The organism is Variovorax sp. MPBD4-3 (assembly GCF_058809745.1).
In genome coordinates, this window is record NZ_JBXASW010000016.1 from 72,192 (window position 1) to 87,303 (window position 15,112).

The following is a 15,112-nucleotide window of genomic DNA, read 5'->3' on the forward strand; positions in this document are numbered from 1 at the left end:
AAAACCCGTGCTGCACTGCGCAAGATTGTCCGGGGGCGCACCTTGTTTGCTCCCAAAGCGATAGCGACGCTAAGTCATTGATTTATATAGGATTTGGTTTTTGCTTTTTTTCCGGGCAATCCAGCGAGAGCCTTGATTTTCAAGGCTCGCCGACGTAACGAGCCCGCTTGTCAACAAAGTTATCCACAGAAACTCTGGATGGCGCCCAAAGCCCAGAAGAATCAACAACTTAAGCGGATTTGCTCAAAGCCGCATTAACAAACCTTGCCAAGAAGGACCTCGAATCGCCACCGCCGCCCTCCCCCTCGACGGGACAAGCCAACCGACGAACGGTAGCCCGCCGGCCCTGCCATGGCGGCTCGACATCGCGGTGCAGACGCCCGCGCATGCCGCGCTGGGCGACCTGCTGAGCTACGCCGGCGCCGAGCCGATGCCGCCCGGCACGCTGGTGCGGGTGCCGCTGGGCAAGCGCGAAGTGCTGGGCGTGGTCTGGAACGAGCCGGTCTCGCTGGAAGGCGCCGAGCCCGACATGGCGCTGAAGCCCGTGGGCGCGGCGCTCGACGCGCTGGCGCCGCTGGGCGAGGCCTGGCGCGACCTCGTGGCCTTTGCCGCGCGCTATTACCAGCGCTCCATCGGCGAGATCGCGCTGGCCGCCCTGCCGCCGCAGCTGCGCGACCTGACGACGACGCAGCTGGCGCGCCGGCTCAAGCGCAAGACCACGGCCGGACCGGTGGCCGAGACGGCCGAATCGGCGAACCTGATCGCGCTGAGCGCCGAGCAGACCGCCGCGCTGGAGCGCATCGAGGCCGCCGCCGGCGGCACCTTCCTGCTGGTCGGCAGCACCGGCAGCGGCAAGACCGAGGTCTACCTGCGCTGCGTGGCCGACCTGCTGGCGCGCGAGCCCGAAGCGCAGGCGCTGGTGATGGTGCCCGAGATCAACCTCACGCCGCAGCTCGAAGCCCGCTTCAAGGCCCGCTTCGGCGAAGAGGCGGTGGTGTCGCTGCACAGCGGCATGACCAACCCGCAGCGGCTGGCGAGCTGGCTGGCGGCGCACAGCGGCGCGGCGCGCATCGTGCTGGGCACGCGCATGGCGGTGTTCGCGTCGATTCCGGGGCTCAAGCTGATCGTGGTCGACGAGGAACACGACCCCAGCTACAAGCAGCAGGAAGGCGCGCGCTACTCGGCGCGCGACCTCGCGGTGTGGCGCGGCCAGCGCGAAGGCGCGAAGGTGATCCTGGGCTCTGCCACGCCATCCTTCGAGAGCTGGCACCAGAGCCGCCCCGCCGAGGGCGACGACCCGGGCGGGCGCTATGTGCGGCTGGCCATGCCCTCGCGCATCGGCGCCGGCGAGCTGCCCGCGGTGCGGCTGGTCGACATGAACCTGCAGCCGCCCAAGACGGTGATTTCGGGCGCGCTGCTCGATGCCATCGGCCAGCGCATCGCGCGCGGCGAGCAGAGCATGATCTTCCTGAACCGGCGCGGCTATGCGCCGGTGCTGGCCTGCGGCGACTGCGGCTGGAAGAGCGAATGCCCGCACTGCAGCGCCTACCGCGTGTTCCACAAGATCGACCGCACGCTGCGCTGCCACCACTGCGGCTTCACCGAACGCGTGCCGCGCGCCTGCCCGGCCTGCGGCAACCCCGACATCGCGCCCGTGGGCCGCGGCACCGAGCGGCTCGAGGAGCACCTGGCCGAGCTGTTCGCCGCCGTGAAGCGGCCCGACGGCGGCGCGGTGCGCATTGCGCGCATCGACGCCGACAGCACCAAGAAGCAGGGCGCGCTCGAATCGCAGCTGGCGGCGGTGCATTCGGGCGAGGTCGACGTGCTGGTCGGCACGCAGATGATCGCCAAGGGCCACGACTTCCGCCGCATCACGCTGGTGGCCGCGGTGAACCCCGACGGCGCGCTGTTCTCCAGCGACTTCCGCGCGCCCGAGCGGCTGTTCAGCCTGCTGATGCAGTCGGCCGGCCGCGCGGGCCGCGACGCCGCCTACCTCGCCGCGCAGGGCGCGACAGCCGAGATGTGGATCCAGACGCACCATGCGCACCACCCGCTGTTCATGGCGCTGCGCAGGCACGACTACGCGGTGTTCGCCCAGCAGCAGCTCGACGAGCGCCGCGCCGCCGGCATGCCGCCGTTCGCGTTCCAGGCGCTGCTGCGGGCCGATGCGCGCGAGCAGTCGGTGGCGCAGGCCTTCCTGAACATCGCCGCCGACCAGGCCGAGGCGCTGCCGGGCGCGGACCTGGTCACGCGCTATCCGGCGGTGCCGCTCACCATCCAGCGCGTGGCCAACGTGGAGCGCGCGCAGATGCTGATAGAGAGCCCTTCGCGCGCGGCGCTGCAGAAGCTGCTGGCGGCCTGGCAGCCGCTGCTGCACGAACTGCGCCGCACGCCGGAGGGAAAAGGCGTGATCCGCTGGCTGGTCGACGTGGATCCGCACAGCATCTGAGCGAGTTGTCCTGCAAGGCCGTCCGCCGCGCGCGCCCAAGGTGCCAAGTATGAACACCCATTCCGCCCACCGGATCATGAACACGACGAACACGGCCCGCCGCCTTCCGCTGCTGGCCATGCTGCTGGCGGCGGCACTGTCGCTGGCTCCCGCAATGGCAACGGCGCAGACGGCCGCGCCGGCCGGGGACGCGAGCGCACTGCGCGACAAGCTCCAGGCGCTGGCGCCGCAGCTGGCGCGCAACGCCTTCAAGCGTCCGCTGGCCATCGAATCGAACGAGGCCTCCGACCGGCTGAGCGGCGACATCTACGCGCTGGTGGACCATCCCTTCAACAGCGTGAACGGCGCGTTGCGCACGCCCGCCGCCTGGTGCCAGGTGCTGATGCTGCACCTGAACACCAAGAGCTGCGCCGTGAGAAACGGGGGCAGCCAGATCGAGCTGGCCGTCGGGCGCAAGTTCGACCAGCCGCTGTCGGACACCCAGAAGATCGCCTTCGACTACAGCCTGGCCAAGACCGACGCCGGCTACCTGAACGTGCGCCTGAGCGCGGCCGACGGCCCGCTTTCCACGCACGACTACAGCATCGTGCTGGAGGCCGCGCCGGCCGACAACGGCAAGACCGCCATCCACCTGAGCTATGCCTATGCCTACGGCACCGCCGCGCGCTTCGCGATGAAGGGCTACCTGGCGACGCTGGGCAGCGACAAGGTGGGCTTCACGAAGCAGGGCCAGGGCGGCGCCTACATCGGCGGCGTGAGAGGAGTGGTGGAGCGCAACACCATGCGCTATTACCTGGCGATCGACAGCTACCTGGACGCCCCTGCGCCGGGCCAGCTCGACCAGCGCCTGGGCGCGTGGTTCGATGCGACCGAGCAATACGCCCAGCAGTTGCACGAAATGGACCGCGACGACTACCTGGCAATGAAGCGCCGCGAGTTCGAACGCCTGCGCACGGCGTCCTGAAAAAACCAACAAACCGCGATTTTCAGTGGTAGCCCGTGGGCTCCTTGCCCATGTCGACGTAGCGCAGCTCGTCATGACGGCGCCGGGCGATGCTTACCGGCCAGGCAAACACCACCAGGCTCAGCGCGGCGAGCGCGATGGCGGTGGCCGTGCCGAACTTGCCGGCATGCCAGAACCAGCCCACGCTGGCGAGCCAGACGAACCACAACAGGATGCGAACCAGTATTGCCATAGCGCGCCCCATTCACATCTTTGACTTGCAACCACTGTAGCAGCGGTTCTGCAAACTCAAGCATTCAACTGAAGCAGTAGACGCCGCTATGCCTTACGGCCAACCCCTGGCTTACCCGCAAATTTGTGAAAAAAAGATTGACGGGAAGCCGTGCCGCTACTCAAGCTGTTACAGCGTGAACGCACGAACTCCGCGCGGAATACGCATTCAAATTTGCTCGCTCATTGCAAGGGGGTCGACGTGAAACCGCCATCTGTCTCTGGTTGGGTTTTGTCCCTGGCGTCCCTCGCCTGCGCCGTCGGCGCATCCACGGCATCCGCGGCCGAGCTGGAATTGCAGGGCAGCCGGCTGGTGGTGTCGGGCACGCTCGACGGCAGCGCGATCCAGGAATTCAACGAACGACTGGGCAGCGGCACGGTCCGCACGGTGGTCTTCGAGGACTCGTTCGGCGGCACCGCCGAAGCGGCCGGCGCCTTTGCCGACGCCATCCGCGCCAGCGGCGTGCAGACCGAGGTGCGGGGCCAGTGCATGGCCGCCTGCGCCTATGCCTTTCTGGCGGGCAAGACGCACCGTTTCGGCTACGGCCTGCAGGTCAACGGCATCATGCTGCCGGTGGCGGCGCGGCCCACCGCGGCCGAACTCGCGGTGCGCTGGCGCGGCGACGAAGCCCACAAGACACTGGCCGACTTCACACCCGCCCCCAATCCCGGCACGGCCGCCGTCGTGACCACGGCGGCGGCGACCACTGCCGATGCACCGGCCGCGCCGGTGGAAGCCAGCGTGCAGCCGCCCAGGGACAACTGGCAGCCCGAGCACGGCGTGCTCTTCACGGCCAGCCCGTCGCTCTTCGGCCGCATCTACAACACCTACTACTGCGACGGCACGCAGGGCCGCGACTTCTCCAAATGCGAGCGCCTGCCCGATGCCGACCCGTACAAGCTCGGCGTGCTGACGCCCTAGCGCCCCGCCGGCTCAGTGGAGCAGGCCGACCGCCAGCGGAAAGCTGAAGAACGCCACCACCGTCGTCCACAGGATGATCCGGGCGATGCGGCCGTTGTCGGCGCCGAAGCGCTCGGCCAGCATCGACACATTGCTGGCGCTCGGCAGTGATGCCACCAGCACCATCACCACCAGCGCGGCGGGCGCGAGCGGCAGCCCCAGCGCGATGGCGCCCAGGCCCAGCCCCCAGATCAGCAGCGGGTGTACCAGCAGCTTCACCGCCACCACGGGCAGCACGTCGCCCCACGGCGCCCTGGGCGCGGGCTGCACGCCGGTGCCCAGCGCCTCGGCCACCGCCGCGCTGGCGTCGTGCTCGCGCGCCAGCAGCGCCGAGCGTGCCAGCACCGCGCCGATGGTGAACAGCGCCACCGGCGACGCGGCATCGGCCAGCATGGCCACGGTGCGCTCCAGCGGCCCCGGCAGTTGCCAGCGCGCGGCCGACAGCAGCACGCCCAGCAGGATCGACCAGGGCATCGGGTTGACCAGGATGCCGCGCAGCGCCTTGCGCGCCGCCTGCGTGGCGCCGCCCGCCGCGCCCGCCCCCACCCCGTCGAGCCGCGACAGCCCGATGCACAGCGACGAGGTGACGACCATGTCGAACGCGATCGCGATGATCATCGGCCCCGCAGCCTGCGCCCCGAGGATCGCCACCAGCAGCGGCACGCCCATGAAGCCGGTGTTCGGGAATGCCGCCACCAGCGCGCCGAATGCGGCGTCGTTCCAGCCGACGCGGGCGTTGCGCGTGAACGCCACCACCCCCGCCACCACGGCCAGCGCCCCCAGGCCCCAGACCAGCGCCACGCTGCCGTCCAGCAATTGCCCGATGGGCGTGCCCGCGCCGAAGCGCAGCAGCATGCAGGGCAGCGCGAAATAGAGCACGAAGGCGTTCAGGCCGGGTATCGCGTCCAGCGGCAGGATGCGGGCGCGCGCGGCGCCGTAACCGGCGGCGATTAACGCGAAGAAAGGGAAAGTAACAAGAAATACAGGCAGCACATGCCGATTGTCGGGGGCACCGGCCTACAACCCCGGGAAAGGCCGTCCCCGTATCATTGCCCGCTTTGCGCATGCCCTTCCCCAGGGCGTTTTCCGGCTCTTTCTCTCCCCAATGTCTCACGGACTCAATCCCGCGCAACTCGAAGCGGTCAACTACATGTACGGTCCCTGCCTGGTGCTCGCCGGCGCGGGCTCGGGCAAGACGCGGGTGATCACTCACAAGATCGGACGCCTGATCCAGTCGGGGCTCGAGCCCCAGCGGATCGCGGCCATCACCTTCACCAACAAGGCCGCCGCGGAAATGCGCGAGCGCGCCAAGGACCTGATCGGCAAGGACGCGCGCAAGGTCGTGGTCTGCACCTTCCACGCACTGGGCGTGCGCATGATGCGCGAGGACGGCGCGGTGCTGGGCCTGAAGAAGGCCTTCAGCATCCTCGACTCCGACGACGTCACCAAGATCCTGAAGGACGCCGGCGGCACCACCGACATCGCCACCGCGCGCATCTGGCAGTGGACCATCAGCAAGTGGAAGAACATGGGCCTGAACGCCGCGCAGGCGGAGGCCGCCGCGGTGGACGACAACGAGCGCATCACCGCGCGCATCATGGCCCGCTACGAAGAGCGGCTGCAGGCCTACCAGAGCGTCGATTTCGACGACCTGATCGGCATGCCGCTGAAGCTGCTCTACGAATTCCCCGAAGTGCGCGCCAAGTGGCAGGCCGCGCTCGGCCACATCCTGGTGGACGAATACCAGGACACCAACGCCACCCAGTACGAAGTGCTCAAGGCCCTGGCCGGCGAGCGCGGCCACTTCACCGCGGTGGGCGACGACGACCAGTCGATCTACGGCTGGCGCGGCGCCACGCTGGACAACCTGCGCAAGCTGCCGGTCGACTACCCCACGCTCAAGGTCATCAAGCTGGAGCAGAACTACCGCTCCACCAGCGCCATCCTGCGCGCGGCCAACAACGTGATCGGCCCCAACCCCAAGCTGTTTCCCAAGACGCTGTTCTCCGAACTCGGCGAAGGCGAGCCGGTGCGCATCGTCGACGCCGACAGCGAGCAGCACGAGGCCGAGCGCGCCGTGGCGCGCATCGTCAGCCTGCGCGCGGGCGACGCCACCACGCAGGGCAAGCAGTACAAGGAATACCGCGACTTCGCCATCCTGTACCGCGCCAACCACCAGGCGCGCGTGTTCGAGCAGGCGCTGCGCAAGGCGCAGATCCCGTACAAGGTGTCGGGCGGCCAGAGCTTCTTCGACCGCGCCGAGATCAAGGACCTGTGCGGCTGGTTCCGCCTGTGGGTCAACAACGACGACGACCCGGCGTTCCTGCGCGCCATCACCACGCCCAAGCGCGGCATCGGCCACACCACGCTGGCGAGCCTGGGCACCTTCGCCAGCCAGTACAAGCTGAGCCTGTTCGAGGCGCTGTTCAGCCCGTCGCTGCCCAGCGTGATGCCCAAGCGCACGCTGGAAGGCATCCACGAGTTCGGCCGCTACATCAACGACCTGGAATACCGCGCGCGCCGCACCATGGGCGCGGAAGACTCGCGCACCTTCATGCTCGACTGGCTGAAGGAAATCGACTACGAGAAGCACCTCTACGACGGCGAGGACAGCGAGTCGGCCGCGGCCTCGCGCTGGACCAACGTGCTGGAGTTCGTCGACTGGATGTCGCAGCGCGCCGGCGGCACCATCGACGACACCTCGGGCGCCGACAACACCATCGAGACCGAACGCAAGAGCCTGCTCGAGGTGGCGCAGACCATCTCGCTGCTGTCCACCATCAGCGAGCGCCAGCAGGACCAGGACGTGGTCACGCTCTCGACGCTGCACGCCTCCAAGGGCCTCGAATGGCCGCACGTGATGCTGATCGGCGTGAGCGAGGGCCTCCTGCCCTTCAAGCTCGACGACGACAACGGCCGCCAGCAGAAGGTCAGCGAAGACACGCTGCAGAGGTTGCAGGAAGAGCGCCGCCTGATGTACGTGGGCATCACGCGCGCGCAGCGAAGCCTGGCGGTGAGCTGGACCAAGAAGCGCAAGCAGGGCCGCGAGATGGTGCCCTGCGTGCCCAGCCGCTTCATCGCCGAGATGGGCCTGGACAAGGCCACCACCCGGGAAGACCCGCGCGAGAAACTCAAGGCGCTGCGCGCCGAGTTCGCGCGCAAGGCACAGGACAGCGCGGCCAAGGCGGCCGCCGCCGCATCATCATGAAGACGACGAAACTCAAGACCGCGATGCCGGCCGCGCTGCTGGCCGGTGCCGTGCTCGCGCTGTCGGGCTGCGCCACCGGGCGCGGCAACCCCGACTGCCCCACCGACGCGCGCGACCTGCCGCTGCAGTCGCTCTACGGACGCTGGGAAGCACGCTTCGACGGCCTGCCCGAGGCGGCCGTGGTGCAGCTGGGCAAGCACCCCGACTACGACGGCGTGCGCGGCACCATCACGCGCAACGGCGCCAGTCCCGGCAAGGCGCGCATCGCGCAGCTGGCCGGCGACGTGGACGACGAGGGCGCGCTTTCCATCGACGAGTCGCAGGACGGCCGCGCCATCAGCGGCGTCTGGTCCGGCAAGCTGCAGAAGGGCTCCTGCGGCCGCGAATTCAGAGGAACGTGGCGCGACGCCACGGATGAAAGCACCCACCCGTTCGTGCTCAGCAAGACCGCCGCCCCAGAGGAAAAAAAGCCATGACGACGAAACGACCCCACATCCGGCTGCGCGAGCTGGCCGCCCTGGCCGCCTGCCTGGGCGGCGCCGCCGGCGCGCAGGCGCAGGCCGTCGACAAGCCCGCGAGCCCGCTGGCCGATTCGCAGCTCACCTGGCAGCAGTGCACCGCGCTGGGCGCCAACAACGAGGCGCGGCTGGCCTGCTTCGACCGCTGGGCGCAGCAGCAGACGCTGCCCTCGGTGTCGGTGCCCGTGGCGCCGCCGGTGCTCGCGAGCACGCAGCCGCCGGTGGACGGCACGATCCCGGCCACGCGCGTGGTCTCGGTCGCCACCACCGAAGGCTGCCGCGACCGCCAGTACTCGGCGCTGTCGCGCTTCTGGGAGCTGGAGAACGCCACCGACTGCGGCACCTTCGGCTTTCGCGGCTACCGGCCGCTCACCGTGTCGGTCTCGGCCGCCACCAACAAGCCGCAGACGCCCACCTCGCCGTCGCCCGACCACACCGGCCAGCCCGTCGCCTACCAGGCCAACGAGATGCGCATCGGCCTGTCGGTGCGCACCAAGCTCGCCCAGGGCCTGCTCACGCAGGGCGACCCGGTGAGGAAAGACTCGCTGTGGTTCGCCTACACCCAGCAGTCGACCTGGCAGCTGTTCAACGGCGCCATCTCGCGGCCGTTCCGCACCACCGACCACGAACCCGAGCTGATGTATGTCTACCCGACCGACTTCAAGCTGCCCGGCGGATGGCGCTGGCGCTATTCGGGCCTGGGCATCGTGCACCAGTCGAACGGCCAGAGCCTGCCGCTGTCGCGCAGCTGGAACCGCGTCTACCTGATGGGCGGCGCCGAACTGGACGACCGCTTCACCATCACCGGCCGCATCTGGAAGCGCATTTCCGAGAGCGCCGCCAAGGACGACAACCCCGACATCGCCGACTACATCGGCCGTGCCGAAGTCACAGGCCGCTGGAACCTCGACCGCGACAACCAGCTGGCCGTGACCGTGCGCAACAACCTGCGCGACAGCGGCCGCGGCTCGATCCGCCTCGAGTGGCTCAAGGCCATCGGCGATCCGACCAAGAGCAACCTGCGCTTCCACACGCAGCTGTTCTCGGGCTACGGCGACACGCTGGTGGACTACAACCGCAAGCGCACGGTGCTCAGCATCGGCCTCAGCCTCGTGGATTTCTGACCTCTTTCTTACGCAGACAAAACCAATGAGCGCAGACCTCACCCCCGTCGACGACACGCAGCGCGAGATCATCGCGGCGCTGCATGTCGCGCCCGTCTTCGATGCCGCCCGCGAGCTGGAGCGCCGCGTCGACTTTCTCGCAAGCTACCTGAAGCAGACCGGCCTGAAGACGCTGGTGCTGGGCATCAGCGGCGGCGTCGATTCGCTGACCGCCGGCTGCCTGGCGCAGCGCGCGGTCGAGAAGCTGCGCGCCACCGGCCATGACGCCACCTTCATCGCCATGCGCCTGCCCTACGGCGTACAGAAGGACGAAGCCGAGGCGCAGGCTTCTCTCGCCGTCATCAGGCCCGACCGCACCATCACCGTCGACATCCGCCCCGCGGCCGACGGCATGCTCGCCGCGCTGAAGGCCGGCGACCTGAGCTTCCGCGACGCGGCGCACGAAGACTTCGTGCTCGGCAACATCAAGGCGCGCGAGCGCATGGTGGCGCAGTTCGCGGTGGCCGGCGCGCACGACGGCATCGTCATCGGCACCGATCACGCGGCCGAGGCGCTGATGGGCTTCTTCACCAAGTTCGGCGACGGCGCGGCCGACATCACGCCGCTCACCGGCCTGAACAAGCGCCGCGTGCGCGCGGTGGCGCAGCTGCTGGGCGCGCCCGATTCGCTGGTCTACAAGGTGCCCACGGCCGACCTCGAGTCGCTGGTGCCGGGAAAGCCCGACGAAGACGCCTTCGGCGTGACCTACGAGCAGATCGACGATTTCCTCGAAGGCAAGCCGGTGTCGGCCGAGGCGCGCGCAATCATCCTGTCGACGCACCGCAAGAGCGCACACAAGCGCGCGCTGCCCGTCGAGCCCCCGGCACCCGCCGCGCTCGGCTGAAGCTGGCGGCCACTCTGCGGCCGGGCCGCTCCTGCAGGGGCCCGGAGGGGCGCGGTGTAGACTGCTAGGTTTTTCGATTTGACGGTAATGGTGCAAGCGTCACGGCGCACAGGTTTCACCGGTTCGCCGCTCGTGCGCTTGCTTTCCAGGCTGACCGACAGCGACGTCGGGCAACCCCGGCAGACGACCGCGGAGCGGCTGAGCCAGTGGTTCGGCTGGACCGACGACATCTCGCTGTCCGCGGCGTTGAACGCCGGCCCGGCGAGTTCTCTCTCCAGTGCAAAAAAAGCCTCCTCGAGCGCCGAGGAAGCCGAGTGCGCCCGCGTGCGCGCCGCGCTGACCAAGGCCATCGCCTCCGACGGCGCCGCCCCCGCGGACGCCACCGACTTCGCTCCGCTGCGCCAGCGCTACCTGGCCCGGCAACAGGCGATGGAAGCCGGCATCGGCCCGCTGCGCAGCCGCCTGCGGACCACGCTGGCGGGCCGTTCGCAGGCCATGGCCAAACTGGCGGCGGTCGACGTCGTGATGGAGCAGGTGCTGGCCGTGCAGGAACGCAGCCTGCTCTCGGGCGTGCCCGCGCTGCTGGAGAGGCGCTTCAGGCGCCTGCGGCAGGCGGCGCTGGAGGCCCAGGCCGAGCAGGCCGCCGAGCAGGCCGCCGAACCGGCAGCCGATCAGACGACGCCGGCCCCATCTGCCGGTGCCGCGTGGCAGGACGTGTTCCACAAAGACCTCCAGGACGTGCTGCTCGCCGAACTGGACTTTCGATTTCAACCGGTCGAAGGGCTGCTCGAAGCCCTTCGCATGAAGCAACCAGGCTGACATGACCAGATTTCTTCCTCACGCTGTGTTCGCAGCGGGCTTGGCCGTCGTGGGCTGGGTCGCCGTCGGCTACGTCGGCGCGAACCCGCTGGCGCTGGCCGTCACCGCGCTCGTCGCCGCCTTCTACCTGATGGGCGCGCTCGAACTGCGCCGTTTCCAGCAGGCCACCGACACCCTGTCGCGCGCCGTGGCCGAACTGTCCGAAGCGCCCGCCAGCCTCGGCGCCTGGCTCTCCCGCCTGCCAGCCTCGCTGCAGAACGCGGTGCGCCTGCGCATCGAGGGCGAGCGCGTCGGCCTGCCCGGCCCCGCCCTCACGCCCTACCTGGCCGGCTTCCTGGTGCTGCTGGGCATGCTCGGCACCTTCCTGGGCATGGTGGTCACGCTCAACGGCACCGGCCTTGCGCTCGACAGCGCGACCGACCTGCAGGCCGTGCGCTCGTCGCTCTCGGCACCGGTGAAGGGCCTGGGGCTGGCCTTCGGCACTTCGGTGGCGGGCGTGGCCGCCTCGGCGATGCTGGGCCTGATGTCGGCGCTGTGCCGGCGCGAGCGGCTGCAGGCCGGGCAACTGCTCGATAGCAAGATCGCGACCACGCTGCGCGTGTTCTCGCAGGTCCACCAGCGCGAGGAATCGTTCAAGCTGCTGCAGCAGCAGGCGCTGGCCATGCCCGAGCTGGTCGGCCAGCTGCAGGCGATGATGGCCGCGCTGGCGCAGCAGAGCCAGGCGCAGAACGACCGCCTCATCAGCAGCCAGGACAGCTTCCACGGCAAGGCCGAAGCGGTGTATGCCGGGCTTGCCACTTCCGTCGACCAGTCGCTGCGCCAGAGCCTGACCGAGAGCGCGCGCATCGCCGGCGCGGCGATCCAGCCGGTGGTCGAGGCCACCATGGCGGCCATCGCGCGCGAGACCGCCGCCCTGCACGGCACGCTCTCGCAGACCGTGCAGCAGCAGCTCGAAGGCTTGTCGAGCCGCTTCGCGGCCACCACGGCCGGCGTGGCCGACACCTGGCAGGCCGCGCTGGCCGAACACCGGCAGACGAGCGAAGCCCTCTCCGGCGAAGTGCGCGGCTCGCACGACCGCTTTGCCGAAACCTTCGCGCAGCGCTCGGCCGCGCTGGTCGACAACGTTGCCGCGCAGCTCGAACGCACCGTGGGCAGCGTCTCGCACACCTGGAGCGGCGCGCTCGCCGAGCACCAGCGCGTGAGCGAGAAGCTCTCGGCCGATTCGCAGCAGGCGCTGACCGCCGCCGCCGCCGCCTTCGAACAGCACTCGGCCTCGCTGCTGCGCACCGTGGGCCAGGCGCATGCCGAACTGCAGACCGACATCGCGGCGCGCGACGAACAACGGCTGGCCGTGTGGACGCAATCGCTGGCGGCGATGGCGGCAGCCCTGAAGGAAGAATGGCAACAGGCCGGCACGTATGCCGCGGGCCAGCAGCAGCACCTGCTCGACACGATCTCGCAGGTGTCGTCGCGCGACGAGCAGAAGCTCGCTGCGTGGACGCAGTCGCTGGCTGCGATGGCGGCGGCGCTCAGGCAAGAGTGGCAGCAGGCCGGCGTGCATGCGACCGGCCAGCAGCAGCTGCTGCTCGATTCGATCGCTCAGATTTCGTCGCGCGACGAACAGCGCCTCTCTGCCTGGACCCAATCGCTCGCATCGATGGCCGCAGCGCTCAAGGAAGAATGGCAGCAGGCAGGCGCCCACACCACCGGCCAGCAGCAGCAACTGCTCGATGCCATCTCGCAGATTTCCTCGCGCGACGAGCAGCGCCTCTCTGCCTGGACCCAATCGCTCGCATCGATGGCCGACTCGCTGAAGGAAGAATGGCAGCAGGCCGGCGCGCAGTCCGCGAGCCGGCAGCACGAGCTGCTCGAACAGGTGGCGCAGACCGCGCGCGAGATGTCGTCGCAGACCGACGCGCACGCCAAGGCCACCGTCGCCGAGATCGCCCAGCTGCTGCAGGCCGCCTCCGAGGCCCCGCGCGCGGCGGCCGAAGTGGTCGCCGAGCTGCGCCAGAAGCTGTCGGACAGCATGGCGCGCGACAACGCGATGCTGGAAGAACGCAGCCGCATCCTCGAGACGCTTTCCACGCTGCTCGACGCGGTCAACCATGCCTCCACCGAGCAGCGCGCGGCGGTCGACTCGCTGGTGGCCGCATCGGCCGAGGTGCTGGAGCGCGTGGGCGGCCGCTTCACCGAACAGGTCGAGGCCGAGACCGGCAAGATGACCGGCATTGCCGCGCAGATCACCGGCGGCGCGGCCGAGGTGGCGAGCATGGGCGAGGCCTTCGGCCTGGCAGTGCAGATGTTCAGCCAGTCGAACGACAAGATGGGCGCGCAGCTGCAGCGCATCGAGGCCGCGCTCGGCAAGTCGATCGCGCGCAGCGACGAACAGCTGGCCTACTACGTGGCGCAGGCGCGCGAGGTCATCGACCTGAGCATCATGTCGCAGAAGCAGATCGTCGAAGACCTGCAGCAGCTCGCCAGCCGGCAGGCCGCGGTGGGCAGCGAGGCGTGATGCGCGAGGACATCGACGAGAGCGGCCTGGAGCCGGGCGTGCCCGTGTGGGCCGTCTTCGGCGACCTGATGTCGGGGCTGCTCGGCGCCTTCGTGCTGATCCTGGTGTGTGCGCTGGGCATGCAGATGGAGCTTGCGTCCAAACTGGAAACCGAAGTGCAGCAGCGGCGCGCCGAGGCGCAGCGCCGCGAGCAGCTCGAACAGGCGCTGGCGGGCCCGCTCGCGGCCGGCCGCGTGACGCTGAACAACGGCCGCATCGGCATCAGCGGCAATGTGCTGTTCGCCTTCAATTCCGCCGACCTGCAGCCCGAGGGGCGGCAGTTGCTCAAGAGCCTGTCGGCGCCGCTGGCCGCCTACCTGGGCAGCCGCGACGAGATCCTGATGGTCAGCGGCTTCACCGACGACCGGCAGATGCGCGGCGACGCGCGACGCTTCGCGGACAACTGGGAGCTGTCGGCCCAGCGCGCGCTCACGGTGACGCGCGCGCTGATCGAGGAAGGCATGCCGTCGTCGTCGGTGTTCGCCGCGGCCTTCGGCTCCGAGCAGGCGGTGGCGTCGAACGCCGATGCCGAGGGACGCTCGAAGAACCGGCGCGTGGAGATGGCGCCGACGCCGCGGCCGTCTTCCGCCGGCACCGCCAACGCGAAGCGCCGTGAATAGCGAAGAGGAAGTCAGCGCCGGCAACGTGGCGGCGGTCCAGGCGTGGATTGCGCGCGGCGACCACCGCTTCGACCCGGTGCGCTTCCGCTTCATCGAGGCACTGGCCCGGCGCGCGGACACGCACGAGGGCGAGGCGCGCCGCCTGCTCGACGAGCGCGTGGCCACGCTGCTCGCTGCGTACGGCAAGGACATGGCGGCCGCCCGTGCGGCAGCCGCAGCGGACGGGCCGCAGGATGCACGGCAGCAGCCGCGCGAACGCAGCGCCCTCGCGGAACTGGTCGACCATGCCGCACAGAATTCGCCCCTCCCCGCCGGCATGCAGGCGGTGCCCGCCGACGCCGCGCCCGGCCAGTCGCCCGCGCTGGAACTGAAGACGCTGCGCTACTTCCGCAGCACCTGGTCGAAGCTCAGCGCCGACCTGCGGCTCACGCAGTCGCTGGCCAAGGTGCCGGAGAACGCGGGGCCGCTCAACTCGCACCACCTGGTGCACCGCGCGCTCACACTGATGCGCGACCTGTCGCCGGAGTACCTGAACCACTTCATGTCGTACGTCGACACCTTGTCGTGGGTCGAGCAGGCGAACAGCGCCAGCGCCTCGGCCGCGGCGAGCACCACGCGCGCCGAAGCCGGCGGCAGGAAGACGGCGCGCGCCGGCAAGGCCGGCTGACGCGGCAGGTGCTTTCGCCGGCGATCTCGGGCACAGTGCCGACCGGGAGAAGGTGACCGGCGCGGCGGCAAGGTG

At 69.6% G+C, this 15,112-nt stretch carries 13 protein-coding genes; 11 read left to right on the forward strand and 2 right to left on the reverse strand.

All coding sequences use genetic code 11. From position 1 onward, the window contains the following. Positions 1-346 precede the first annotated feature (346 nt). Entirely contained in the window at positions 347-2,449 is a 2,103-nt protein-coding gene (locus AC1RVW_RS12600; protein WP_493200271.1) for a primosomal protein N', read from the forward strand. Positions 2,450-2,525: 76 nt separating this feature from the next. Continuing rightward, entirely contained in the window at positions 2,526-3,413 is an 888-nt protein-coding gene (locus AC1RVW_RS12605) for a hypothetical protein (RefSeq protein WP_493200232.1), read from the forward strand. 22 nt (positions 3,414-3,435) lie between these two features. On the opposite strand, the gene AC1RVW_RS12610 is transcribed toward AC1RVW_RS12605, so the two are convergent. Beyond that, positions 3,436-3,645 (reverse strand): hypothetical protein, encoded by a 210-nt coding sequence (locus AC1RVW_RS12610; protein ID WP_081268301.1) that lies wholly within the window; start codon positions 3,643-3,645, stop codon positions 3,436-3,438. Positions 3,646-3,915: 270 nt separating this feature from the next. On the opposite strand from AC1RVW_RS12610, the gene AC1RVW_RS12615 reads away from it, so the two are divergent. After that, entirely contained in the window at positions 3,916-4,605 is a 690-nt protein-coding gene (locus AC1RVW_RS12615) for a hypothetical protein (protein WP_493200234.1), read from the forward strand. A gap of 12 nt (positions 4,606-4,617) precedes the next feature. On the opposite strand, the gene AC1RVW_RS12620 is transcribed toward AC1RVW_RS12615, so the two are convergent. Next, the gene (locus AC1RVW_RS12620; RefSeq protein WP_493200236.1) at positions 4,618-5,637 is read right to left on the reverse strand and encodes an AEC family transporter; all 1,020 of its coding nucleotides are present in this window, start codon (positions 5,635-5,637) and stop codon (positions 4,618-4,620) included. A gap of 112 nt (positions 5,638-5,749) precedes the next feature. On the opposite strand from AC1RVW_RS12620, the gene AC1RVW_RS12625 reads away from it, so the two are divergent. The 8 genes from AC1RVW_RS12625 to AC1RVW_RS12660 all read left to right on the forward strand — a co-directional run bounded on the left by AC1RVW_RS12625 (position 5,750) and on the right by AC1RVW_RS12660 (position 15,037). Further along, on the forward strand, positions 5,750-7,852 hold the full coding sequence (locus AC1RVW_RS12625) for an ATP-dependent helicase (protein WP_081268299.1): 2,103 nt from the start codon (positions 5,750-5,752) through the stop codon (positions 7,850-7,852). Then, the gene (locus AC1RVW_RS12630; RefSeq protein WP_493200238.1) at positions 7,849-8,328 is read left to right on the forward strand and encodes a hypothetical protein; all 480 of its coding nucleotides are present in this window, start codon (positions 7,849-7,851) and stop codon (positions 8,326-8,328) included. The genes AC1RVW_RS12625 and AC1RVW_RS12630 overlap by 4 nt, the downstream gene beginning before the upstream one ends. Then, positions 8,325-9,494, forward strand: coding sequence for a phospholipase A (locus AC1RVW_RS12635; protein WP_409194792.1), 1,170 nt, complete (start codon positions 8,325-8,327; stop codon positions 9,492-9,494). Before AC1RVW_RS12630 ends, AC1RVW_RS12635 begins: the two co-directional genes overlap by 4 nt. A gap of 25 nt (positions 9,495-9,519) precedes the next feature. Further along, entirely contained in the window at positions 9,520-10,377 is an 858-nt protein-coding gene (nadE, locus tag AC1RVW_RS12640) for an NAD(+) synthase (RefSeq protein ID WP_081268296.1), read from the forward strand. 87 nt (positions 10,378-10,464) lie between these two features. Beyond that, positions 10,465-11,196, forward strand: coding sequence for a DUF3348 domain-containing protein (locus AC1RVW_RS12645; protein WP_493200241.1), 732 nt, complete (start codon positions 10,465-10,467; stop codon positions 11,194-11,196). A gap of 1 nt (position 11,197) precedes the next feature. Beyond that, the gene (locus tag AC1RVW_RS12650) at positions 11,198-13,711 is read left to right on the forward strand and encodes a DUF802 domain-containing protein (RefSeq protein WP_493200243.1); all 2,514 of its coding nucleotides are present in this window, start codon (positions 11,198-11,200) and stop codon (positions 13,709-13,711) included. After that, positions 13,711-14,370, forward strand: coding sequence for an OmpA family protein (locus AC1RVW_RS12655; protein ID WP_081268408.1), 660 nt, complete (start codon positions 13,711-13,713; stop codon positions 14,368-14,370). Before AC1RVW_RS12650 ends, AC1RVW_RS12655 begins: the two co-directional genes overlap by 1 nt. Then, complete coding sequence (locus tag AC1RVW_RS12660) at positions 14,363-15,037, forward strand: DUF2894 domain-containing protein (RefSeq protein ID WP_493200245.1); 675 nt, start codon at positions 14,363-14,365, stop codon at positions 15,035-15,037. Before AC1RVW_RS12655 ends, AC1RVW_RS12660 begins: the two co-directional genes overlap by 8 nt. Positions 15,038-15,112 lie beyond the last annotated feature (75 nt).